Annotated in this window: 19 protein-coding genes; 14 read left to right on the top strand and 5 right to left on the bottom strand. The window is 59.5% G+C overall.

All coding sequences use genetic code 11. The features are described from left to right. Positions 1–14 precede the first annotated feature (14 nt). The 7 genes from V476_RS17175 to V476_RS17145 all read left to right on the top strand — a co-directional run bounded on the left by V476_RS17175 (position 15) and on the right by V476_RS17145 (position 9,661). On the top strand, positions 15–1,745 hold the full coding sequence (locus V476_RS17175) for a PAS domain-containing sensor histidine kinase (RefSeq protein WP_003421797.1): 1,731 nt from the start codon (positions 15–17) through the stop codon (positions 1,743–1,745). Beyond that, positions 1,730–2,119: a response regulator gene (locus V476_RS17170; protein ID WP_003314036.1), complete on the top strand. Its 390-nt coding sequence runs from the start codon at positions 1,730–1,732 to the stop codon at positions 2,117–2,119. Before V476_RS17175 ends, V476_RS17170 begins: the two co-directional genes overlap by 16 nt. A gap of 9 nt (positions 2,120–2,128) precedes the next feature. After that, entirely contained in the window at positions 2,129–4,246 is a 2,118-nt protein-coding gene (locus tag V476_RS17165) for a putative bifunctional diguanylate cyclase/phosphodiesterase (RefSeq protein WP_024959535.1), read from the top strand. Positions 4,247–4,572: 326 nt separating this feature from the next. After that, entirely contained in the window at positions 4,573–4,956 is a 384-nt protein-coding gene (gcvH, locus tag V476_RS17160; RefSeq protein WP_003316893.1) for a glycine cleavage system protein GcvH, read from the top strand. 10 nt (positions 4,957–4,966) lie between these two features. Continuing rightward, positions 4,967–7,831, top strand: coding sequence for an aminomethyl-transferring glycine dehydrogenase (gcvP, locus tag V476_RS17155; protein WP_024959534.1), 2,865 nt, complete (start codon positions 4,967–4,969; stop codon positions 7,829–7,831). An 82-nt stretch (positions 7,832–7,913) separates the two neighbouring features. Beyond that, on the top strand, positions 7,914–9,038 hold the full coding sequence (gcvT, locus tag V476_RS17150; RefSeq protein ID WP_024959533.1) for a glycine cleavage system aminomethyltransferase GcvT: 1,125 nt from the start codon (positions 7,914–7,916) through the stop codon (positions 9,036–9,038). Between the two features lie 410 nt (positions 9,039–9,448). Then, on the top strand, positions 9,449–9,661 hold the full coding sequence (locus V476_RS17145) for a cold-shock protein (protein WP_003316897.1): 213 nt from the start codon (positions 9,449–9,451) through the stop codon (positions 9,659–9,661). Between the two features lie 139 nt (positions 9,662–9,800). Here V476_RS17145 and lptG read toward each other — a convergent pair whose 3' ends face one another. Both lptG and lptF read right to left on the bottom strand, forming a co-directional pair. Continuing rightward, positions 9,801–10,862, bottom strand: a complete 1,062-nt coding sequence (lptG, locus tag V476_RS17140) for an LPS export ABC transporter permease LptG (protein ID WP_003316898.1) — start codon at positions 10,860–10,862, stop codon at positions 9,801–9,803. Continuing rightward, positions 10,849–11,976: an LPS export ABC transporter permease LptF gene (gene lptF / locus V476_RS17135; RefSeq protein WP_003316899.1), complete on the bottom strand. Its 1,128-nt coding sequence runs from the start codon at positions 11,974–11,976 to the stop codon at positions 10,849–10,851. Before lptF ends, lptG begins: the two co-directional genes overlap by 14 nt. A gap of 319 nt (positions 11,977–12,295) precedes the next feature. On the opposite strand from lptF, the gene V476_RS17130 reads away from it, so the two are divergent. Genes V476_RS17130 through V476_RS17120 form a run of 3 tightly spaced genes read left to right on the top strand, consistent with a single transcriptional unit; the run spans position 12,296 to position 14,714 of the window. Then, entirely contained in the window at positions 12,296–13,786 is a 1,491-nt protein-coding gene (locus V476_RS17130) for a leucyl aminopeptidase (RefSeq protein ID WP_003316900.1), read from the top strand. 57 nt (positions 13,787–13,843) lie between these two features. After that, positions 13,844–14,272 (top strand): DNA polymerase III subunit chi, encoded by a 429-nt coding sequence (locus V476_RS17125; RefSeq protein WP_002552284.1) that lies wholly within the window; start codon positions 13,844–13,846, stop codon positions 14,270–14,272. Between the two features lie 7 nt (positions 14,273–14,279). Next, positions 14,280–14,714, top strand: coding sequence for a hypothetical protein (locus V476_RS17120; RefSeq protein WP_024959532.1), 435 nt, complete (start codon positions 14,280–14,282; stop codon positions 14,712–14,714). Positions 14,715–14,756: 42 nt separating this feature from the next. Here V476_RS17120 and V476_RS17115 read toward each other — a convergent pair whose 3' ends face one another. Beyond that, positions 14,757–15,890 carry an RHS repeat-associated core domain-containing protein gene (locus V476_RS17115; RefSeq protein WP_024959531.1) on the bottom strand — a complete coding sequence of 378 codons (1,134 nt, stop codon included), beginning with the start codon at positions 15,888–15,890 and terminating at the stop codon, positions 14,757–14,759. Positions 15,891–16,063: 173 nt separating this feature from the next. Between V476_RS17115 and V476_RS17110 the strand changes: the two genes are divergently transcribed. Together V476_RS17110 and rlmF are read left to right on the top strand one after the other, a co-directional pair. Further along, entirely contained in the window at positions 16,064–18,910 is a 2,847-nt protein-coding gene (locus V476_RS17110; protein ID WP_024959530.1) for a valine--tRNA ligase, read from the top strand. Between the two features lie 157 nt (positions 18,911–19,067). Further along, positions 19,068–20,054 (top strand): 23S rRNA (adenine(1618)-N(6))-methyltransferase RlmF, encoded by a 987-nt coding sequence (gene rlmF, locus V476_RS17105; RefSeq protein ID WP_024959529.1) that lies wholly within the window; start codon positions 19,068–19,070, stop codon positions 20,052–20,054. Between the two features lie 188 nt (positions 20,055–20,242). On the opposite strand, the gene V476_RS17100 is transcribed toward rlmF, so the two are convergent. After that, on the bottom strand, positions 20,243–20,524 hold the full coding sequence (locus V476_RS17100) for an HU family DNA-binding protein (RefSeq protein WP_002552279.1): 282 nt from the start codon (positions 20,522–20,524) through the stop codon (positions 20,243–20,245). 393 nt (positions 20,525–20,917) lie between these two features. Here V476_RS17100 and yejK point away from each other — a divergent pair, with 393 nt between their 5' ends. Together yejK and V476_RS17090 are read left to right on the top strand one after the other, a co-directional pair. Next, positions 20,918–21,919 (top strand): nucleoid-associated protein YejK, encoded by a 1,002-nt coding sequence (gene yejK, locus V476_RS17095; RefSeq protein ID WP_003316907.1) that lies wholly within the window; start codon positions 20,918–20,920, stop codon positions 21,917–21,919. 5 nt (positions 21,920–21,924) lie between these two features. Then, positions 21,925–22,275 carry a glutaredoxin family protein gene (locus tag V476_RS17090; protein WP_024959528.1) on the top strand — a complete coding sequence of 117 codons (351 nt, stop codon included), beginning with the start codon at positions 21,925–21,927 and terminating at the stop codon, positions 22,273–22,275. A gap of 61 nt (positions 22,276–22,336) precedes the next feature. Here V476_RS17090 and V476_RS17085 read toward each other — a convergent pair whose 3' ends face one another. After that, positions 22,337–23,269 carry a glutathione S-transferase family protein gene (locus V476_RS17085; RefSeq protein WP_024959527.1) on the bottom strand — a complete coding sequence of 311 codons (933 nt, stop codon included), beginning with the start codon at positions 23,267–23,269 and terminating at the stop codon, positions 22,337–22,339. Positions 23,270–23,274 lie beyond the last annotated feature (5 nt).

Here is a 23,274-nt window from a genome sequence, read left to right as displayed (position 1 = left end):
TACCGGGAAGTCATATGCCAACCTCGCCAGTGGACCGCCCGCTCGTCGACGCTCAGTCTCGCGCTGAAAAAATCGTCGAAACTCGCCGTCAGAAAATTCTTCTCAAGACCGGCGCACTGCAGGATGCAATTTTCAACAGCGCTTACTTCTCAAGCATCGCAACCGACGAACACGGCGTTATCCAGATATTCAATGTCGGCGCCGAACGTATGCTCGGTTATCACTCCGAGGACGTGGTCGACAAAATCACACCTGCGGACATCTCCGACCCCGCCGAGCTCATCATCCGCGCGGCAGCCCTCAGCCATGAACTCAACACGCCCATCACGCCGGGCTTCGAGGCGCTGGTGTTCAAGGCTTCGCGCGGCATTGAAGACATCTACGAACTGACCTACATCCGCAAGGATGGCAGCCGACTGTCGGCCATGGTCTCGGTCACGTCACTGCGCGACAGCGCCGAAACCATCATCGGTTATCTGCTGATCGGCACAGACAACACTGCACGCAAGCAGGAGGAAGAGGCTCAGGCCTTGCTCGATCAGCGCTTGCGGGACCAACAGTTCTATACCCGCTCGCTGATCGAGTCGAACATCGATGCGCTGATGATGACTGATCCGCAAGGCATCATTTCCGACGTCAACAAGCAGATGATGGCGCTGACCGGACGCACCCGCGACGAGTTGATCGGTGCGCCCTGCAAGAACTTCTTCACCGACCCGGCGAGCGCCGATGCCGCGATCAAGCGCGTGCTCAGCGAGCACAAGGTCAGTGATTACGAACTCACCGTGCGCGCCTATGACGGCACCGAAACCGTGGTGTCCTACAACGCTGCGACCTTTCATGACCGGGACCGCAAGCTCAAGGGTGTCTTCGCCGCAGCCCGCGACGTGACCGAGCGCAAGCGTTTCGAGCGGACGCTGGAAGAAAAGAATATCGAGCTGGAACACGCCAGCCACATGAAGTCCGAGTTTCTTGCCACCATGTCGCACGAGCTGCGCACGCCGCTCAACGCCGTGATCGGCTTCTCCGAGGCACTCAGGGACGGCATGGTCGGCGACATGACCGATGCCCAGCGACGCTACATCGGCGATATCTTCAACAGCGGCCAGCACCTGCTGTCGCTGATCAATGACATTCTTGACCTGTCCAAGGTCGAGGCCGGCATGATGACGCTGGAGCTCGAGTCGGTCGATCTGGACGAACTGCTGAGCAACAGCCTGCTGATCGTGCGCGAGCAAGCCGCCTTGCAACATATTCAGCTGAAGCTGGAAACAGAGGCCGAATTTGGTGAGCTTGAGCTTGATCGGCGCAAGACCAAGCAAATCGTCTACAACCTGCTGGCCAACGCCGTGAAATTCAGCGAGCCCGGTGGCTGGGTGACGCTGGCGGTGCGTCTGGTACCGGCTTCACAGGCAGGTCTTATCGACGGTGACTGGCCGACCTACGGGTTTACGCTTCCATCCGGTGACTGTGAGCAGTTTCTGGAACTGAGTGTCAGCGATACCGGAATCGGCATCGCCCAGAGCGACATGAACAAGCTGTTCAAGGCGTTCAGCCAGATCGACAGTGGCCTGGCACGCAAATTCGAGGGCACCGGACTGGGTCTGGCGATGGTCAAGCAGCTTACCGAACTGCACGGCGGCTGCGTCGCAGTCGCCAGCGTGAAGGACCTCGGCGCACGCTTCGTGGTCTGGTTGCCCATCCGCTCACCTGAATCAGCGGAGGCACGATGGCCCAGATCCTGATCATTGAAGACAATGCGGCGAACATGCGTCTGGCAGAGCTGTTGCTGACCAGCGCCGGACACGCTGTGCTGTCGGCCGTCGATGCCGAAAGCGGCCTGAAACTGGCTCGCGAGCGCCAGCCCGACCTGATCCTGATGGATATCCATCTGCCGGAAATGGACGGCCTGACCGCCACATCGCTGTTGAAGAAAGACGCCGGCACAGCTGCGATCCCGGTGATCGCACTGACCGCGATGGCCATGAAGGAAGATAAAGAGAAGATCCGCCTGGCGGGCTGCAACGCTTATGTCATCAAGCCGTTGCGCTACAAGGAGTTGTACAGGGTCATCGACACACTGCTGGAAAAAAATCTGCCTCAACAGCCCATTACCTGAGCATTCGATATGACCCAGAGCGCCGCGACCATCCTGATTATCGATGACGATGTCCATGTCCGGGACCTGCTGGAGGTGCTCTTGCAGAACCAGGGTTATCGGACACTGACCGCGGAATCAGGCGAGCTGGCGCTGGCCATGATCAAACGACAGGCACCCGACCTGATCCTGCTGGACATCATGATGCCGGGGATGGACGGCTATGAAGTCGCCAGCCAGCTCAAGACCGAAAAGAACACCGCCAATATACCGATCATCATGCTCTCGGCACTCGACGACCAAAGCTCGCGTCTTTCAGGACTGGAAGCGGGCGCCGAGGAATACCTCAACAAGCCTGTGGACAGCGCCGAACTGTGGCTGCGCGTGCGTAATATGCTGCGCCTCAAGGCGTTCGGCGATTACCTGAAGAACCACAGCCTGATCCTCGAAGATCAATTGCAGCAGCGCACCATCGATCTCGAGCGTTTCCGCACGGTGATGGACGCTTCCGAAGACGCGATCTTCCTGATCAACCGCAATACCATGAGCCTCATCGAATTCAACCGCCGGGCCTGCCAGTTGCTGGGCTACACCGCCGAAGAGCTGTCACACAAGACGCCTGCCGAACTGGGCGAAACGTCCATGGAAAAGCTTGAGGTCGTGTACGACCGGATCATTGCCGGCAAAGGCCCCAGCGAGCCCCTGGAAACCCAGATTCGCGACAAGAGCGGCCGCGATGTCGAGGTGGAAATCCATCGTCAGGCTTACCGGACCGGCGAGGACTGGGTCATCGTCGGTATCGTGCGCGACATCACCCGGCGCAAGGAAAGCGACCAACGCCTGCTGACCATGGCCCACTACGACACGCTGACCGGCCTGCCCAATCGGGACCTGTTTTTTACCAGCCTGCAAATGGGCATGACCCAGGCGGCCATCAGTCGCTGGAAGCTGGCGGCATTGACGATCAATCTCGACGATTTCAAGAATATCAACGAAACCTGGGGGCATGTGCTGGGCGATGAGGTGCTGCTGGAAGTCAGCCGCCGACTGTCCAACTGCCTGAATGCCAGCGATACCCTTGGCCGCGTGGACGGCGATCAGTTCGCCATGATTCTGATGCTGCGTGACGGACAGGCGGGTACCCGGCAGACGCTAGAGCGCATCCGCAACGCATTGCGAGTGCCTTTCCACATAGAAGGCCAGAGCCTGGTCATGACCGCCAGCATCGGCATTGCCCTGTACCCGGAGGACGGCGAAGACTCGCGCGAACTGATCAGGCACGCCTACACCGCCATGAACAGCGCGCGAAAGATCGGGCCGGACAACTACCGGTTCTATACGCCGCAGATGAACGCCGACGTTTCCGCCCGCCTGGACCTTGAGGCCGCGCTGCGCGAAGCGGTGCGCAACCAGGCCTTCGAAATCGTCTACCAACCCAAGCTGGACCTGAACAATGACCGCATATGCGGGCTTGAGGCGCTATTGCGCTGGCCACGCCCTGGCCATCCAGGCGTTTCGCCTGCGGTATTTGTCCCGGTGCTGGAAAGCCTCGGCCTGATCGGTGAAGTCGGCAACTGGGTCGTCGACAGTGTCTGCGCCCAGATCGCGCGCTGGCAACGCTCCGGGCTGGGCTCGTTTCAGGTCGCGGTCAACATCTCAGGGCAACAGATTTCCAATAGCAGCCTGGTCGCCGACATCCGCCAGGCACTCGAAAAACACAATGTTGCGCCGCACTGGCTTGAGGTCGAGCTGACAGAAAGTTCGTTGATGGAAAACACCGCGCACACCATCGCCACTCTTGGGGCGCTGCGGGCCAGTCGCGTGAGTATTTCCATCGACGATTTCGGCACCGGTTATTCAAGCCTGGCGTACCTGCGCCGCTTCCCTATCGACAAGCTTAAAATCGACATCGCATTCATCCGCGAAGTGACCAGCAACCCACAGGACGCGGCCATCGCCAGAGCCATCATCGAACTGGCTCACAGCCTCGACCTGCTGGTGATCGCCGAGGGCGTGGAAACCCCCGAGCAACTGGCGTTCCTGCGCGAAAACCATTGCGATCAAATCCAGGGCTATCTGATCAGCAAGCCATTACCGCTTGAAGAGCTCGAGACGTTTTTACGCTCACCGGAAAGCCGCGTCGGTTAACTGCCGACGCGCTACCGCTGTGTTTAGCGGTGATAGCCAGTACTGGTCAGATGCAATCACTCAGACCTGAACGTAACGAAAACGCTCCACCGTAACGATTTCACTCCAAAACACCTCACTCCGTACGTATCAAGGCCTTGATCAGTCAGGTATTTTCGAATACCCGAAGACTGTAGCGATTTCGCTACAGCCAGAATCGGCAGGCACATCTAGAAAACACACAACCCATTGATTTAATTATAAAAATAAAACATGGCCGCTAAATTGCTAAGTCATAACTCATATTGCTCGCGTGCTGCGCGAGCCCTGTTCTCCGAGGAGTTTGTATGAGCGATTTGCGATTCACCGTTGACCACGAATGGCTGCGTGCCGAAACCGACGGCAGCGTTACGGTCGGCATTACGCCCTACGCGCAGGAATCGCTGGGCGATGTGGTCTTCGTGCAGCTCCCGGAATTACAGGCCTACACTCAACACGCTGAAGTGTCGGTGGTGGAATCGGTGAAAGCTGCCAGCAGCATCAACATGCCGCTGGACGGTGAAGTCGTCGAGGTCAATTCCGCCCTCGACGCCACGCCCGAGCTGGTCAATGAAGATGCCCTCGGTGCGGGCTGGTTCTTTCGCTTCATTCCACAAGACGCCAACGCCATTCACGGCCTGCTGGATCAGGACGCCTACGACCGCCTGATCAAAGCCAACGCCGAAGCCTGAGGAGCACGCCATGACTGACCGTATTGAACTGACCACTGCCAACGAATTCATTGCCCGGCACATTGGCCCGCGTGCGGCCGACGAGCAGGCCATGCTGCAAACGCTGGGTTTCGATTCCATTGATGCGCTGAGCGAAAGTGTCATTCCGGAAAGCATCAAGGGCACCAGCGTTCTGAACCTGCCTGCCGGGCAAAGCGAAGCCGATGCGCTGGCGTCCATCAAGGCGATCGCCAGCAAGAACCAGTTGTTCAAGACCTACATCGGCCAGGGTTACTACAACACCCATACGCCAGCACCGATTCTGCGCAACCTGCTGGAAAACCCGGCCTGGTACACCGCTTACACACCCTATCAGCCAGAGATTTCCCAGGGCCGCCTGGAATCACTGCTCAATTTCCAGACACTGATCAGCGACCTCACCGGCCTGCCGATTGCCAACGCCTCTCTGCTCGACGAAGCCACCGCAGCCGCGGAGGCAATGACCTTTTGCAAACGCTTGAGCAAAAACAAGGCTAGCCAGCAGTTTTTCGCGTCCAGCCATTGCCACCCGCAGACCCTGGATGTGTTGCGTACTCGCGCCGAGCCGTTGGGCATCACCGTGGTCGTGGCCGATGAGCACGAGCTGGGCGATGTCAGCGATTACTTCGGCGCGCTGCTGCAATACCCGGCCAGCAATGGTGATGTGTTCGATTACCGCGAACTGGTCGAACGCTTCCACGCGGCCAACGCCCTGGTCGCCGTGGCTGCCGACCTCCTGGCCCTTACCCTGCTGACCCCGCCAGGCGAATTCGGCGCTGACGTGGCAATCGGTAGCGCCCAGCGCTTCGGTGTGCCGCTGGGCTTCGGTGGCCCGCATGCGGCCTACTTCTCGACCCGCGATGCGTTCAAGCGTGACATGCCGGGCCGTCTGGTCGGCGTGTCGGTGGACCGTCACGGCAAGCAGGCCCTGCGCCTGGCCATGCAGACCCGCGAACAGCATATTCGTCGCGAGAAGGCCACCAGCAACATCTGTACTGCACAGGTGCTGCTGGCCAACATCGCCAGCATGTACGCCGTCTACCATGGTCCGCGCGGCCTGACACAGATCGCCACTCGCGTTCACCAACTGACCGCGATTCTTGCCGAAGGCCTGAGCACGCTGGGCCTGAAGGCCGAGCAGGCATTTTTCTTCGACAGCCTGACCCTGCACACCGGCGGCAGAACCGCTGCATTGCATGCCGCCGCACGCGCCAGGCACATCAATCTGCGCGAAATCGATGAGCAGCGTCTGGGTCTGTCCCTGGACGAGACCACCTCGCAGTCGGCAGTCGAAACCCTGTGGGCGATCTTCGCTGGCGAAGGCCAGAGCCTGCCGGACTTCGCCGCACTGGCAGACAGCGTACAGTCGCGCCTGCCGACCGGGCTGCTGCGTCAGACGGCGATCCTCAGTCACCCGGTGTTCAACCGCTACCACTCGGAAACCGAGCTGATGCGCTACCTGCGCAAGCTGGCCGACAAGGACCTGGCGCTGGATCGCACCATGATTCCGCTTGGCTCGTGCACCATGAAGCTCAACGCGGCCAGCGAAATGATCCCGGTGACCTGGGCCGAATTCGGCAACCTGCACCCGTTTGCTCCGGCCGATCAAAGCGCCGGTTATCAGCAACTGACCGATGAGCTGGAGGCCATGCTCTGTGCCGCCACAGGTTACGACGCGATCTCGCTGCAGCCGAACGCCGGCTCGCAGGGTGAATACGCCGGTCTGCTGGCTATCCGCGCCTATCACCAGAGCCGTGGCGACGAACATCGCGACATCTGCCTGATCCCTTCCTCGGCGCACGGCACCAACCCGGCGACTGCCAACATGGCCGGTATGCGCGTCGTGGTGACCGCGTGTGATGCACGCGGCAACGTCGACATCGAAGACCTGCGCGCCAAGGCCGTTCAGCATCGGGACCAGTTGGCGGCGATCATGATCACCTACCCGTCGACCCACGGCGTGTTCGAAGAAGGCATTCGCGAAATCTGCGGCATCGTTCATGACAACGGTGGCCAGGTCTACATCGATGGCGCAAACATGAACGCCATGGTTGGTCTCTGCGCACCGGGCAAGTTCGGCGGCGACGTGTCGCACCTCAACCTGCACAAGACCTTCTGTATCCCCCATGGCGGTGGCGGCCCGGGCGTTGGCCCGATCGGCGTGAAATCACATCTCGCCCCGTTCATGCCCGGCCATGCCCGCATGGAGCGCAAGGAAGGCGCAGTCTGCGCAGCACCGTTCGGCAGCGCCAGTATTCTGCCCATTACCTGGATGTACATCCGCATGATGGGCGGTGACGGCCTCAAACGCGCTTCGCAACTGGCGATTCTCAACGCCAACTACATCTCGCGCCGTCTGGAGGAGCATTACCCTGTGCTCTACACCGGCAGCAACGGCCTGGTCGCCCACGAGTGCATCCTCGACCTGCGCCCGATCAAGGACAGCAGCGGCATCAGCGTCGACGACGTGGCCAAGCGCCTGATCGACTTCGGCTTCCATGCCCCGACCATGTCGTTCCCGGTCGCCGGGACGCTGATGATCGAGCCGACCGAGAGTGAGTCCAGAGAAGAACTGGACCGCTTCTGCGATGCCATGATCAAGATCCGCGAAGAAATCCGCGCGGTTGAAAACGGCACCCTGGACAAGGATGACAACCCGCTGAAAAACGCGCCGCACACCGCTGCCGAAATCGTCGGCCAGTGGAGCCATCCTTACAGCCGCGAACAGGCGGTGTACCCGGTCGATTCGTTGATCGAGAACAAGTACTGGCCTCCGGTCGGTCGTGTCGACAACGTCTTCGGCGACCGCAACCTGGTCTGCGCCTGCCCGTCCATCGAGAACTATCAGGAAGCGTGACAGCCACCGCCTGGCATTGCCTGATCGCGCTGCGCGCACAGGTAATGCCATTGGCACGGCCCGCTCAAACAAGGAATCGAACATGTCCACAGAATCACTGCTGACCACTCCCCTGCATGCCCTGCACCGCGAACTCGGCGCGAAGATGGTGCCCTTCGCCGGTTACGACATGCCTGTTCAATACCCGGCTGGCGTAATGAAAGAGCACCTGCACACCCGCGCTCAGGCCGGTCTGTTCGATGTTTCGCACATGGGCCAGATTCGCCTTACCGGTGCAGACGCCGCCAAGGCCCTGGAAGCCCTGGTGCCGGTGGACATCATTGACCTGCCGGTCGGCATGCAGCGTTACGCGATGTTCACCGATGAGAACGGCGGCATTCTCGATGACCTGATGGTTGCCAACCTCGGCAACGACCAGTTGATGCTGGTGGTCAACGCAGCCTGCAAGGATCAGGACCTGGCGCACCTGTGCAAGCACCTGGCCGGACATTGCAAGATCGAACCGCTGTTTGAAGAACGCGCCCTGCTCGCGCTGCAAGGGCCGGCCGCTGTGACCGTGCTGGCACGCCTCGCCCCGGAAGTCGCCAAAATGACCTTCATGCAGTTCGCCAGCGTCACGCTGCTCGGCGTCAAATGCTACGTCAGTCGCTCGGGCTATACCGGCGAAGACGGCTATGAAATTTCAGTACCTGCCGAACAGGCTGAGGCCTTGGCGCGCCGCCTGCTGGAAGAACCGGAAGTGGCCCCGATCGGCCTGGGCGCACGTGACTCGCTGCGGCTGGAAGCCGGTCTGTGCCTGTACGGCCATGATATGGACACGCAGACCTCGCCGATCGAGGCCAGCCTGTTATGGGCCATTTCCAAAGTGCGTCGTGCCGACGGTGCGCGTGCAGGCGGCTTTCCTGGAGCCGAGCGAATCTTTGCCCAGCAACAGAACGGCGTTAGCAAGAAGCGAGTCGGCCTGCTCCCCCAAGAGCGCACGCCCGTGCGTGAAGGTACACAGATCGTCGATGAACAAGGCACTGTTATCGGTACGGTATGCAGCGGCGGTTTTGGCCCTTCGCTGGCTGGCCCGCTGGCCATGGGTTATCTGCCTAACGATTACACGGCGCTGAACACACCTGTGTGGGCGTTGGTGCGCGGCAAGAGAGTGCCCATGCTCGTCGCAAAAATGCCTTTCGTTGCGCAACGTTACTTCCGCGGTTAAATAGCGGCGTCAAAAAAACAGCAACACTTCGGTGTTGCTGTAGCACTGTTCCCCGCAGTGTTTCGTCAATGTTTCACCCGCATGAACAGCCTGTCATATATGCCAAAAACGCACCTATAAAGTGCAAAGTGTTATGACAGATCGAACACCGTGCACGCTGTGCAAACACTGCGTTTATCAGGCCAAAGCCCCGGAAACAGGGTACCAGACAAGGGGGTTGTATTTGTAACGGGACTTGGCGTAGAGTTTCCGAACTGTGTTTGCATGGGTCGCTGAATCTGGACCTGGGCAGTAGCTCAAGGTTTGCTACAACCCGTTCTACGTTTCTTACTTCCTGCAACCAGCCCCAGTGCTCTTTCATGTGAAAGAGGCTGTAACCAATTCAAGTCAAGCGTCAAGGAAATAAGAAAATGGCTGAACGTCAGAGCGGTACCGTCAAGTGGTTCAACGACGAAAAAGGTTTTGGTTTTATCACTCCTGAGAGCGGGCCGGATCTGTTCGTACACTTCCGCGCCATTCAGGGTAACGGCTTCAAGAGCCTGAAAGAAGGTCAGAAAGTTACCTTCATTGCGGTGCAAGGCCAGAAAGGCATGCAGGCTGACGAAGTTCAAGCCGAAGGCTGATAACGACGCAACCACGCAAATACAAGAAAGCCTCTGGCAGCGATGCCAGGGGCTTTTTTGCATGCGGGATTTTCAGGGCTAAGAAAGCGCCCATGAAAAAGCCGACCCGGGGGTCGGCTTTTTCAGTCCTGCCGGTGCATTACCCGGCACGGCGTAACAGAAGTATCCCGGCCAGCGCACAGGCTGCGGCAGGCAGCAGCACTGCCAGCAAGGGCGGGAAGCCGAACAGCAGGCTCGATGGGCCGAGCAGGTCCTGAATGATGCGGAAAGTAAAGCCCACCACTACACCGGTGAACACGCGCTGCCCCAGCGTAACCGAGCGCAGCGGGCCGAAGATGAACGAGATTGCCATCAGCACCAACGCGACGGTCACCGCCGGTTGCAGGACCTTGGTCCAGAACGCCAGCCAGTAGCGGCCATTGCTCAAGCCCTGATCAGCCAGGTAATGCGCGTAGCTCCAGAGGCCGCTGATGGAAAGCGACTCCGGCGGCATGATCACCGTGCTCAGCAGCTGCGGGCTCAATGCCACGTCCCAGCGCTCTACCGGCGTATTGACGACCTCGGTGCTGCCGTCATTGAAGTGCGTGGTGGCGACGTCCTTCAATTCCCAGTAATCGGTCTTGAAGTGGGCCTCTTTGGCAAAGCTGGACGTCAGCATGTGGCGCTGGTCGTCGAAACGATAACGCGTCACACCGAGCATCAGGCCATTGGGCTGCACCGTGTTGATGTGGATGAATTCATCGCCCTGGCGGTGCCATAGACCATGGCGGGCGCTCTGCGCATCACCTGAGCCCTGAGCCAGCGATCGCGCAGCCTGAGCCTGGTTCTCGGCATAGGGAGCAACGTACTCGCCGACCAGCACGCCTGCGATCATCAGCACCAGCATGGGCTTCATGACCGCCCAGACGATGCGCCCGATGGACACGCCCGCCGCTCGCATGATGGTCAGCTCGCTGCTGCTGGCCAGCGTGCCCAGACCGATCAGGCAACCGATCAGGGCGGCCATCGGCAAAGTGTCGTAGACGCGACGTGGCGCCGTCAGCATGACGTAGCTGAGGGCATCCGCCAGCGTGTAGGTGTCGCTGATATCGCCCATCTCGTCGATGAATGCGAACAGCGAGACCAGCCCCAGAATGATGCCCAGAACGGCGAGAATCGCCAGCAGGACGCTTTTGCCAATGTATCGATCAAGCTTGACCACGAGTCACCTCCGTGACGCTGCGACGACTCGCCATCTTCAGACGCAGAGGCTCCCAATAGAACAACAGCAGGCCGATGGACAGGTAGATGGCATGCACCCACCACATCCCCAGGCTGAGAGGCAACTTGCCTTTCTCCAGCGAACTGCGCACCGAAATCAGAATGGCCAGGTACGACATATACAGCAGGATCGCCGGCAGCAGTTTCAGATAACGACCCTGGCGCGGATTGACCCGTGACAGCGGAATGGCCATCAAGGTCACGATGAACACCGACAGCGGCAGCGAAATACGCCACTGCAGCTCGGCCACTGAACGCGGGGCCGGGTTGCCGATCAGTTCGCTGGTCGGAATGGCTTCACGGTCGGTGATTTCCTCACTGATTTCCGGCTTGGGCAGCATCGCCCCATAGGTGTCGTACTTGATCACGCGATAGTCGGCCGCCCCCGGATTGCCGTCATAGCGATAGCCGTTCTCGAGGATCAGGAAGCGACTGCCATTGGGGCGTACCTCCTGATGGCCCTTCTCCGCGACCAGCACGGTGATGCCGTTGTCCTTGCTCTTGTCGCTGGACATGCGCTTTTCCGAGATAAACACACCGGCCAGTTGCGAGCGGTCTTCCGACAGCTCCTTGGTATAGGTGATACGCGTACCGTCACGCAACGCCTGAAAACGGCCCGGCACCAGCGTGTCGAACTCGGTCATGGCGTCCTGCTGATTGATCAGCAGCGAAAACTGCGTAGCGCCCTGCGGAGCCAGGCTGAAGCTCAACCAGGCAACCAGCAGCCCGACAAGAGTGGCCGGCCCCATGGTGATGGCCAGCAGACGCTGCTGACTCATGCCGGTTGCGGCCAGCACGGTCATCTCGCTTTCCAGGTACAGCCGCCCGTACGCCATGAGGATGCCGAGGAACAGGCCCAGCGGCAGAATCACCTGCAGAAAGCCTGGCAGACGGAAGCCCATGATCAGAAACAGCACGCCAGGATCGAGCGCACCGGACGCAGCCTGCGCCAGGTACTTGATAAAGCGCCCGCTCATGATGAAGACCAGCAGTACGGCGCTGACCGCACTCAAGGTAAGCAGCACTTCTCGGGACAGATAACGGAAGACAATCAAACCAGACACTCCAGAGTTGTCAGGCTCAGGCAGCCAAACAGGGAAAATTTGTGAGCCACGGCAACCAGAGCTTCACGCCGAAAAAAGGCGTGGGCCTCAAAAAATATGCGGCATTATCCTGTGAATGTGTGTTTCTGTCACTGCGCACCGGGGATAGTTCGCACATAGACGCCAGACAGGCAGCTCTGCGGGGTTGTCAGCAGTCGTGCAGCGGGGTCAAACTGCAAGGCTTAGCGCAGGCATCGCCCCTGAAAACACTCAGGCCATGCCGCGTACGACATTCATATTGCGACTCTCATCGTCTATTCGGGGACCCCACATGGAATTGGTTGTTAAAAGCGTAAGCCCAGAAACCTTGAAAACCGCAACGCTGGTGGTCACCGTCGGTGAAAGCCGTGTATTGGCCGGTGCTGCCAGGACTGTGGATATCCTCAGCGGCGGAGCCGTTTCGCTGATCCTCAAGCGCGGCGATCTGGCCGGCAAGGTCGGCCAGAGCCTGCTGTTGCACAACCTGCCCAACATCAAGGCCGAGCGCGTCCTGCTGGTCGGCACTGGCAAGGAAGACGAGCTGTCGGACCGTCAGTTGAAAAAAATCGTCGGCGCAGCGCTCACCTGCCTCAAGGGCCTGGGCGGCACCGATGCAGCGATTGCGCTCGATGACCTGTCGGTGAAAAACCGCGACACCTATGGCATGGCTCGTCTGCTGGTCGAAGCCTTGGCCGACGGCGAATACGTCTTCGACCGCTTCAAGACCCAGAAAGCCGACGTTCGCGCCCTGAAGAAAATCACCCTGCTGACCGACAAGATCAAGGCGGCCGACGTCGAACGCGCTTCGACTCATGCTCAAGCAATCGCCACCGGCATGGCGCTGACCCGCGACCTCGGCAATCTGCCGCCGAACATCTGCCACCCGACCTACCTGGGCGAAGAAGCCAAGGCGCTGGGCAAGGCCCACAAGAACCTGAAAGTGGAAGTCCACGACGAGAAGAAACTGGCCGATCTGGGCATGGGTTCTTTCCTCGCGGTAGCACAGGGCAGCGCCCAGCCGCCGCGCCTCATCGTCATGAACTACCAGGGTGGCAAAAAAGGCGACCAGCCTTTCGTGCTGGTCGGTAAAGGCATCACCTTCGACACCGGCGGCATCAGCATCAAGCCTGCCTCTGGCATGGACGAGATGAAGTTCGACATGTGCGGCGCAGCCAGTGTGTTCGGCACCCTGCGTGCGGTGCTCGAATTGAAGCTGCCGATCAATCTGGTGTGCATTCTGGCCTGTGCCGAAAACATGCCGAGCGGCACCGCGACACGTCCAGGCGACATCGTCACGACCATGAGCGGCCAGACCGTCGAAATCCTCAACACCGACGCCGAAGGCCGTCTGGTACTGTGCGATGCACTGACCTACGCCGAGCGTTTCAAGCCGCAGGCGGTCATCGATATTGCAACCCTGACCGGCGCCTGCGTCGTTGCACTGGGCGGTCATACCTCCGGCCTGCTGGGCAACAACGACGCGCTGATCAATCAGTTGCTCGACGCGGGCAAACAGGCCGATGACCGTGCCTGGCAGCTGCCGTTGTTCGATGAGTACCAGGAGCAGCTCGACAGCCCGTTCGCCGACATCGCCAACATCGGTGGCCCGAAAGGCGGCACCATCACCGCAGCCTGCTTCCTGTCGCGCTTCACCAAGGCCTACCACTGGGCTCACCTGGACATCGCCGGCACTGCATGGCTGAGCGGCGGCAAGGAAAAAGGCGCCACCGGGCGTCCGGTTCCTTTGCTGACCCAATACCTGCTCGACCGCGCCGGCGTATAAAAAGAGACCCTGGCGTATCGGCTGCACAGTCGATACGCCTCCGGTTCTGGAACCCACATGACTCAAGTCGACTTCTACATCCTGCCCAGCGCCGATCCTGCGGCCCGCCTGGACTTTGCCTGCAAGCTGACGGAAAAGGCCTGGCGCCTGGGTCACAAGGTCTATCTGCATTGCAGCGATGCTGCGCAGCGTGAGGACCTCGATGCCCGGCTCTGGCGTTTCAGAGGCGAAGTATTTCTACCCCATGGCGACGCCGAGAGCGATCACGATGCTGCCGTGGTACTGGGCCTGGGCGACGACTCGGGCGAACACAGCGACCTGCTGGTCAACCTCGACCTGAGCATTCCGGCCTTCTTCAAACGCTTCGCCCGCGTGGCCGAAGTCGTTGTCGAAGACCCGGCGATACGTCTTGCCGCACGCGAGAGTTTCCGCTCCTACCGCGAACAGGGCTATCCTCCGCAAGATCACCGACTGCAGCGCCTTTGAGGACACGATGGATACTTCAAAAAAAGCTGAATCCGCGCATTTGCTGAACGACCTCGAGTCGATCCGCCAATTGCTCGGCGATGACCCCGCACATTCTCCCCAGTCGAACGACGCCGCTCGTCCCGAAGGGCAGATTCCCCTGTTGTTCGATGTCGTCGGCGCTCGCCCCGACGCGGCGTATCAACAGGACTTCGACGAAGACGACATTCCGACACTGACACCTGATGTCCATACAGCGTCCGCCCCGCAGGTGCAACAGACAGCCCAGCCGCAAGCGCTGCCCAACCCTGATGCGCTGCTGCATCTGGACAGCGAATTGCGCGCAGCCGCGCAATTGATCATGCAAGACGTGATCGACGACTTCGCCCCGCATATCGAAAACGAAATCAAGCGTCGGCTGGAGGCCAGGCTGGAGCGGTTGTTGGCGCAGCAGCAAAAGTGAGGGGTGGTCAGGAATCCGGAACACACGCGCGTAGAAATTCTGTCAGGGAGAGTTCAATGCGGTGCGGATCTCGGCTACCAATCGCATCATATCTGCCTTACGACCAATGCTGGTGAACTTGGCCCCCGTCAACCTCGTGCGTTTACCCACATCCCTATTAATTTCTCGCAGCATGTCGGGAGAACGTGCGTGCTCCTGACGTTTAATAGCTAATTGCTCTCCAAATTCGTAATGGCTCGCATTTGATATACCCGTGAATTCTTCAAAGAATGATTGCTCCGCACGCTTGGCCGCCTGGATTTGATTACTCATTATTTGGTCGACGTTGTTCACTGCTTCTTCGAACCCTGTTTTGAAGTGGTCATTCCTGAACGCGCTGAACGAAGGGCTTGGATCGTTTTTCACAACATCGTTAAGGCCTGACAATGCGCTTGGATTATTTCCGCCTGCCCAACGCTTTTTCAGATGCCAAGCGGCCTGCATGGCGATTGTGCTGTTCAATCTGGTGGACGCTTTGCCCAGTTCGTTTACGTCTGTGAAAGACAGGCGTTCAAGTATCTTTCCAATCATTTCGTCCGGCAGATTCTCAATGGTAACCGAGCTACGTGGCTTGAAGTGCATCCTCATGCGTGCAAGAAAGGGAGATGAAATATGCCCACCAGGATCACTTCGGTTAACCGGGTCCCCCTGACAATACGCATACGCATTCAAGCCTCCCCGCCCGAATGGGCTCAGGCTGTCCGGGCTATTGAACCGCATCAGTACCGGGTTGAAAGCACGATAGCCCTTACCCAACAGATAATGTCCGGTCACAGGGTCCGCGCGCTCACCGTTGAAACCGGAAAAGGGGCCGCCCTGCGCGCGATGACCATAGGGACTGTAAGCCAACGACTGGCGCTCTTGCCCGCTCACAGCCTCCAGCACACTGCCTTGCATGTCGGTGCCCAGCAGGTCCGCCCTGACACTGGAGCCTTCAGTTTTATATTCCGCCAGCAAACGGTCTTCACCGTGAAACACACGACGGCGCGTTGCGCCCTGTATCTCGACCGTCAAACGGTTCTTTTGATAGAACCGCGACACCGCTTCCTGTGCCTCGGGATCGACAACCGCAATCCGGTCCAGCGCGTCATAGCGATATCGGCACAGCACGCGTCTGGTTTCAGGCGTATCGTCCATGGCAGCGTCCGCCCTGCAAGTAAAGTCTGAATACCGATCATGCCGTCTGGCCGACACGCCGCCTACTGACAGAACTACCAGCTTGCAGCTCACAGCTACTCCTGTGGCTTGTCGCTGGTCGTCAGGTCTATACTTACCGGTTTCCGAATCAATGCCACAGGTTCCCGCCGCGCATGGACAAGACTTACCAGCCGCACGCCATCGAAACTTCCTGGTACCAGACCTGGGAGTCCGAGAACTACTTCGCTCCGCAAGGCGTGGGTGACTCGTACACCATCATGATCCCGCCGCCGAACGTCACCGGCAGCCTGCACATGGGCCACGGTTTCAATAACGCGATCATGGATGCACTGATCCGTTTCCGTCGCATGCAGGGCCGCAATACGCTGTGGCAACCGGGCACCGACCACGCGGGTATCGCCACGCAGATGCTGGTCGAGCGTCGTCTCGAAGCGCAAGGCGTAAGCCGTCATGAACTGGGCCGCGAGAAGTTTCTGGACAAGATCTGGGAATGGAAAGCCGAGTCCGGCGGCAACATCAGCCGTCAGATCCGCCGCCTGGGCTCGTCCGTCGACTGGAGCCGCGAGCGCTTCACCATGGACGACGGCCTGTCCGAAGCGGTCAAGGAAGCTTTCGTGCGCCTGCATGAAGACGGCCTGATCTACCGTGGCAAGCGTCTGGTCAACTGGGACACCAAGCTGCACACCGCTATTTCTGATCTCGAAGTGGAGAACCACGACGAGAAAGGCCATTTGTGGAACCTGCGTTATCCACTGGCTGACGGCGCAAAGACCGCTGAAGGTCTGGATTACCTGATCGTAGCCACCACCCGCCCGGAAACCATGCTCGGTGATGCCGCGGTTGCAGTGAACCCGCAGGACGAGCGCTACAAGGCGCTGATCGGCAAGTTCGTCGAATTGCCTCTGGTAGGCCGCCTTATCCCGATCATCGCGGATGATTACTGCGATCCCGAGTTCGGCACCGGCTGCGTGAAAATCACCCCGGCCCACGATTTTAACGACTATGAAGTCGGCAAACGCCACAACCTGCCACTACTGAACATCTTCGACAAAAATGCCAACGTGCTGCCTGCCGCTCAGGTGTTCAACCTCGACGGCACGCTGAACGAAAGCGTCGACGGCAGCCTGCCCGCCGCCTACGCCGGGCTAGACCGCTTCGAGGCGCGCAAGCAGATCGTTGCCGCGTTCGACGCCGCCGGGTTGCTGGTCAGCGTTGATGATCACCCGCTGAAGGTGCCGAAAGGCGACCGTTCCGGCACCATCATCGAACCGTGGCTGACCGATCAGTGGTACGTCTCCACCAAGCCGCTGGCCGAGCCTGCAATTGCCGCTGTCGAAGACGGCCGCATCGCGTTCGTGCCCAAGCAATACGAAAACATGTACTTCTCATGGATGCGCGACATCCAGGACTGGTGCATCAGCCGTCAGCTCTGGTGGGGCCACCGCATTCCGGCGTGGTACGACGAGTCCGGCAAGGTCTACGTCGGCCGCGACGAAGCCGAAGTCCGTGCCAAGAACAACCTTGGGCCGGAAGTCGCGCTGCAGCAGGACAACGACGTGCTGGACACCTGGTTCAGCTCGGGCCTGTGGACCTTCTCCACGCTCGGCTGGCCGGAAAAGACCAAGGCACTGGAAACCTTCCACTCCACCGACGTGCTGGTCACCGGCTTCGATATCATTTTCTTCTGGGTCGCCCGGATGATCATGCTCACCATGCACTTGGTGAAGAATGAGGACGGCACGCCGCAAGTCCCGTTCAAGACTGTCTATGTGCATGGTCTGGTGCGCGATGGCCAGGGCCAGAAGATGTCCAAGTCCAAGGGCAACGTGCTTGACCCGCTGGACATCGTCGACGGTATCGACCTCGAAACGCTGGTAGAGAAACGCACCAGTGGCCTGATGCAGCCACAACTGGCGAAAAAGATCGAGAAGCAGACCCGCCAGGAGTTCGCCGACGGCATCGCCAGCTACGGCACCGATGCCCTGCGCTTTACCTTCTGCTCGCTGGCATCCACCGGTCGCGACATCAAGTTCGACATGGGCCGCGTCGAAGGCTACCGCAACTTCTGCAACAAGATCTGGAACGCAGCGCGCTACGTGCTGGACAAGGGCGAAGACTGCGGTCAGAACGGCGAAGCGGTCGAACTGTCGCTGGCTGATCGCTGGATCATCTCGCAGTTGCAACGCACCGAAGCCGAAGTGACCCGCCAGCTGGACCAGTTCCGCTTCGACCTCGCCGCCCAGGCGTTGTACGAGTTCATCTGGAACCAGTATTGCGACTGGTATCTGGAGCTGTCCAAACCCGTACTCTGGGACGAAACAGCGCCGGTCGAGCGTCAGCGCGGCACACGCCGCACGCTGGTTCGCGTTCTGGAAGTCGCGTTGCGTCTTGCGCACCCGTTCATGCCGTTCATCACCGAAGAAATCTGGCAGCGCCTCGCGCCGCTGGCCGGTGCGCAAGGCAAGACCATCATGCTGCAACCCTGGCCGGTGGCCAATGAAGCACGCATCGATCAGGCCGCCGAAGACGACATCGAATGGCTCAAGGGCCTGATGCTCGCCGTGCGTAACATCCGTGGCGAGATGAACATCGGTCCGGGCAAGCCGCTGCAACTGTTCCTCAAAAACGTCAGCGCCGAAGATCAGCGTCGTTTGAGCGAAAACGATTACCTGCTCAAGAAGCTCGCCAAGCTCGAATCCATGACCGTACTGACCGAAGGCGCAGAAGCACCGCTGTCCGCCACCGCGCTGGTCGGTGACATGGAAGTGCTGGTGCCAATGGCCGGGTTGATCGACAAAGGGGCCGAGCTGGCGCGCCTGGACAAGGAAATCCAGCGCCTGCAAGGCGAAGTGCAACGCGTCGGCGGCAAGCTGTCCAACGCCGCCTTCGTCGACAAGGCACCGCCTGAAGTCATCGCCAAGGAACGCGCCAAGCTGACCGAAGCCGAACAGGCGCTGGGCAAGCTGGCCGAGCAACACGCACGCATCGCCAGCCTGTAAGGTGGCCAGAAAAGCCAGCCCGATCATGGGCTGGCTTTTTGTTATCTGAACTTCTGTACTGACTTATTCGCGAGCAACGCGTACTACGCCAAAGGCGACGCTGCGCTTGCTCGCGAATAAGCCAGGCAACTCAACCTCACGGCTGACAATCGAATCCATGACCGATACCCGCAAACCACCGCGCAAGAAGCCTCAGCGGCCAGCCAAACCTGCTGCGCCGCGTGAAAAGGCCACCTTGCACCCGCGCAATCGGCATCAGGGCCAGTACGACTTTGCGAAGCTGATCAAATCCAGCCCCGAGCTGGCAGCGTTCGTGATCCTCAATCCTTACGGCAAGGAAAGCATCGACTTCGCCAATCCGCAGGCGGTACGGGTGTTCAACCGCGCGCTGCTCAAAGCGTTCTATGGCATCGCCCATTGGGACATTCCGGCCGATTACCTGTGCCCGCCGATTCCGGGGCGTGCGGACTATCTGCACTTCCTTGCCGACCTGCTGGCCGACGATAACGAAGGCGTGATACCACGCGGCGCCTCCATCAAGGCGCTGGACATCGGCACTGGCGCCAATTGCATCTACCCGTTGCTGGGGCATAGCGACTATGGCTGGCAGTTCGTGGGTTCGGACATCGACAGCACCGCCATCGCCGCAGCCACTACGATTGTGAAGGCTAACGGCCTCAGCAAGGCCATCAGCGTGCGCCAGCAGGGCAATCGCAAGCAGATCCTGCTCGGGCTGCTCGACAGCAGCGAACGCTTCCACGTCAGCCTCTGCAACCCGCCCTTCCATGCCTCGCTGGAAGAAGCGCAGCGTGGCAGCCAGCGCAAGTGGCGCGCGCTGGGCAAGGCTGATCCCAAGCGCAAGCTGCCGGTGCTCAATTTCGGCGGCCAGTCACAAGAGTTGTGGTGCGACGGCGGCGAGATCGGCTTCGTGACCCAACTGATCCAGGAAAGCGCCTTGCTGCCGAGCCAGGTGGCATGGTTCAGCACACTGGTGTCCAAGGCCTCCAACCTGCCGCCGATCCAGAGCGCCCTGAAAAAAGCCGGCGTACTTGAAGTGAAGGTAGTGGAAATGGGCCAAGGCCAGAAGCAAAGCCGTTTTGTGGCCTGGACGTTTCTCGACAAGGCTCAACGCGCACAGTTTTGACTGGCATGCTGCGGACGCTCGGCGTCCGGTCCAGAGTATGCAGTGCGGCTCAGCCATGTGCCGCACAGCGTCACGAACGGCGGTCCCACGCGGAGCGTGAGAAACGATAGACGTCCGCAGAACCAAGCGCCCACAAAAAAGCCGTGCCCGGTTAACCGGTGCACGGCTTTTTCACAGCAAGCGGTTGCTTACTTGTTGATCGAGTCGGTCAGCACTTTGGCTGGAACGAACTTGATAACTTTCTTGGCAGCGATTTCGATGGCAGCGCCAGTCGAAGGGTTGCGGCCAGTGCGAGCCGGACGCTCTGCAACTTTCAGTTTGCCGATACCTGGCAAAGTGATTTCCACGCCGTTTTCCAATTGGTCGGCAACAATTTGGCCCAATTGCTCAAGAGCATTACGCGCGGTGGTTTTTGGCGCGTCGATAGCTTCAGCGATATCGGCGATCAATTGGTCTTTAGTAAGAGCCATGGTGGTGTTCCTTCCCTATCAAATTCATTTGGATTGCAGAGCGCAACGTCGGCCCGTGGCCAGGCAATGAACCTGGCCACCCGCTAGCAGCCACGATTAATCGCGAAAGTGTAGATACTGAAACCGGGTAATGGTTCGACCTACGTGTGCGCTAACTGCACGCTTGACGCGCTAAGTGCGCAAGACCGGGCAAAACTAGCACAGAGCCGGGCAAATATCCGCCTCTACCTATCCTTTTGGTCAGGTTTTAATGCTAATTGCACAAAAAACACCCAGCAAACACTCGCTGCTGGCGAAAACCAGCCCGTCCGGGGCCATCAGGCGCATGCGTGCGTTACACTGGGCATCTTGCAACGAGCTGCACGCTCTTCACCTTTTTCAGCCGAGAAGCCCATGCCGATCCGTCACTGCATCGTCCACCTGATCGAGAAGAAACCCGACGGTACGCCCGCTGTTCTCCATGCACGCGACTCCGAACTCGCTGAGTCCCAGGCCATCGAGAACATGCTGGCCGACCTCAACGAAAGCTACAACGCCAAACAGGGCAAGGCATGGGGCCTGTTCCATCCCGAGTCCGGCGCGCACCCTTTCAGCGGCTGGCTCAAAGAATATATCGACGGTGGCAGCGACTTCACTGCGTTCTCAAGGGTGGCTGTCGAGCATCTGCAAAAGCTCATGGAAGAATCCAATCTTTCAGTGGGTGGCCACGTGCTGTTCGCCCATTATCAGCAAGGCATGACCGACTACCTGGCCATCGCCCTGCTGCACCACAGCGAAGGCGTGGCAGTGAATGCCGAGCTGGACGTGACCCCGTCCCGACACCTGGACCTTGGCCAGTTGCACCTCGCTGCCCGGATCAATATTTCCGAATGGCAGAACAACAAGCAGTCCAAGCAATACATCTCGTTCATCAAGGGCAAGAACGGCAAGAAGGTTTCCGAGTACTTCCGCGACTTCATCGGTTGCCAGGAAGGCGTGGATGGGCCCGGCGAAACCCGTACCCTGCTCAAGGCGTTCAGTGATTTCGTGGAAAGCGAAGACCTGCCTGAAGAGTCGGCCCGCGAGAAGACCAAGACCCTGGTCGACTACGCCAGCAGTCAAAGCAAGATGGGCGAACCGATGGGCCTGGAGGAGCTGTCCGAACTCATCGACGAAGATCGTCCGCGCGCCTTCTATGATCACATTCGCAACAAGGACTACGGCCTGTCGCCGGAAATACCGGCGGATAAGCGCACCCTCAGCCAGTTCCGCCGCTTCACCGGCCGCGCAGAAGGCCTGTCGATCAGTTTTGAAGCGCACCTGCTGGGCGACAAGATCGAATACGACGAAACCGCCGGCACCCTGATCATCAAAGGGCTGCCGACGCAGCTAACCGACCAGTTGAAGCGACGGTAACCGACATGCTGCTGCGCACCCTGAAGAAGTTTGCCCTGATCATGCTGGTGGTGGTGATTTATCAAAACTGGGGCAGGATCGAGAACTTCATCAACCCGCCCTCGGCAGACGTCGCACAGAGCTACAGCCAGGCAAAAGTGGTGATGTACGCCACCGACTGGTGCGGCTATTGCAAGCAGACCCGGCGTTTTCTGGACAGCAAGGGGATTGCGTATCAGGAGTTCGACATCGAGAAGTCGGAAGAAGGCCGCAAGGCGTATGAAGCGCTGGGCGGCAGAGGCATCCCGCTGATCGACGTCAACGGCACACTGATCCGGGGGTTTGACCCGGATCAGATACTGGCGGCATTGAAGTAGCCCGCCAGACTATCGTGCCAATGCTCTGCGTCGTCCGTGCGACGTAGAGCATCGTTGAACCTCAGCGCTTCTCGATCCGATAACCCATTCTCGGGAAATGTACGTGCACGACGCCTGCACGCTCGTCCTCGCGGCGCAGGATCAGCTCTTCGCGGCCGCTAAATACCAGCTCGCCCTCAACTGCTTCGACGCCATAGTCGACTGCAGAAACCGCGACCTTTTCACCCACCTTGAAGCCGTTTGGATCGACGAGAGCTTCAGCGGGCAATGGCGCAGGCGTAGCGTTTCTGGCGATTTCGATGGCCTCTGCCGAGCTCAGGTCGCTGAACGTGCCATGACCAAAACCCAGAACGCGATCGAGCCAGGCCCTGACACTCGGATAATCATCGACAAAGGGTGCGGTGACCGGCGTCTGCTTGAGAAACCACAATGTGTGGGCGACCGAGAAATCGGCAATCGACGGTATGCCGAACAGGAAGTCACCGCCGTGCGAAAGTTGCAGCTCCAGGCGCGACATCAGGGTAGGCCATTGGTGTTTGACCTGCTCCACAGGCGGGCGCGACGCCGTACCGCCGTTGAACAGCGTCGAACGGTCAGCCACGAACGCCTTGGCGGCGTCTGGCGGCACCTTGGCAAAGCGCACAGCCATTGATTCTGGCTGAAACACCAGGCTCACGGCGTGCATGAACAACACCGAATCGGCCCAGGCGGCCAGGCCGACAACCGTAAATTCCTGCCCCTTTGGGTAAAACGCTGGCGACGCTTTTTCCTGCTCCAGACGCCGAGCCATGAGCGCCGTGTCACAGTAGATATCCGCACCGGCCTGCAATACCGGAGTCCTGCGGTAGCCGCCCGTCAATGCAGTCAGGTCAGGCTTGGGCATGATCGAAGGGATAGTCACCGAACGCCATGCAAGGCCTTTGAAACCCAGCATCAGACGGGCTTTTTCGGCGAACAGCGACGTGGGGTAGTGGTGAAGGATCAACTCGGACATGTTCG

Source organism: Pseudomonas syringae KCTC 12500, assembly GCF_000507185.2.
GTDB classification, from domain to species: Bacteria; Pseudomonadota; Gammaproteobacteria; order Pseudomonadales; family Pseudomonadaceae; genus Aquipseudomonas; species Aquipseudomonas syringae.
Note: the sequence above shows the minus strand (reverse complement) of the source record. Positions and strands in the feature narration are given on the sequence as shown.

Excerpts from the sequence above, each read along its gene's own strand:
- V476_RS17090 (WP_024959528.1), top strand. The coding sequence starts at position 21,925 with ATGCTGCTGCGCACCCTGAAGAAGTTTGCCCTGATCATGCTGGTGGTG.
- V476_RS17145 (WP_003316897.1), top strand. The coding sequence starts at position 9,449 with ATGGCTGAACGTCAGAGCGGTACCGTCAAGTGGTTCAACGACGAAAAA.
- gcvP (WP_024959534.1), top strand. The coding sequence starts at position 4,967 with ATGACTGACCGTATTGAACTGACCACTGCCAACGAATTCATTGCCCGG.
- yejK (WP_003316907.1), top strand. The coding sequence starts at position 20,918 with ATGCCGATCCGTCACTGCATCGTCCACCTGATCGAGAAGAAACCCGAC.
- V476_RS17120 (WP_024959532.1), top strand. The coding sequence starts at position 14,280 with ATGGATACTTCAAAAAAAGCTGAATCCGCGCATTTGCTGAACGACCTC.
- V476_RS17100 (WP_002552279.1), bottom strand. The coding sequence starts at position 20,524 with ATGGCTCTTACTAAAGACCAATTGATCGCCGATATCGCTGAAGCTATC.
- V476_RS17165 (WP_024959535.1), top strand. The coding sequence starts at position 2,129 with ATGACCCAGAGCGCCGCGACCATCCTGATTATCGATGACGATGTCCAT.
- V476_RS17110 (WP_024959530.1), top strand. The coding sequence starts at position 16,064 with ATGGACAAGACTTACCAGCCGCACGCCATCGAAACTTCCTGGTACCAG.
- rlmF (WP_024959529.1), top strand. The coding sequence starts at position 19,068 with ATGACCGATACCCGCAAACCACCGCGCAAGAAGCCTCAGCGGCCAGCC.
- gcvT (WP_024959533.1), top strand. The coding sequence starts at position 7,914 with ATGTCCACAGAATCACTGCTGACCACTCCCCTGCATGCCCTGCACCGC.
- V476_RS17085 (WP_024959527.1), bottom strand. The coding sequence starts at position 23,269 with ATGTCCGAGTTGATCCTTCACCACTACCCCACGTCGCTGTTCGCCGAA.
- V476_RS17130 (WP_003316900.1), top strand. The coding sequence starts at position 12,296 with ATGGAATTGGTTGTTAAAAGCGTAAGCCCAGAAACCTTGAAAACCGCA.
- V476_RS17125 (WP_002552284.1), top strand. The coding sequence starts at position 13,844 with ATGACTCAAGTCGACTTCTACATCCTGCCCAGCGCCGATCCTGCGGCC.
- V476_RS17115 (WP_024959531.1), bottom strand. The coding sequence starts at position 15,890 with ATGGACGATACGCCTGAAACCAGACGCGTGCTGTGCCGATATCGCTAT.
- V476_RS17170 (WP_003314036.1), top strand. The coding sequence starts at position 1,730 with ATGGCCCAGATCCTGATCATTGAAGACAATGCGGCGAACATGCGTCTG.
- V476_RS17175 (WP_003421797.1), top strand. The coding sequence starts at position 15 with ATGCCAACCTCGCCAGTGGACCGCCCGCTCGTCGACGCTCAGTCTCGC.
- gcvH (WP_003316893.1), top strand. The coding sequence starts at position 4,573 with ATGAGCGATTTGCGATTCACCGTTGACCACGAATGGCTGCGTGCCGAA.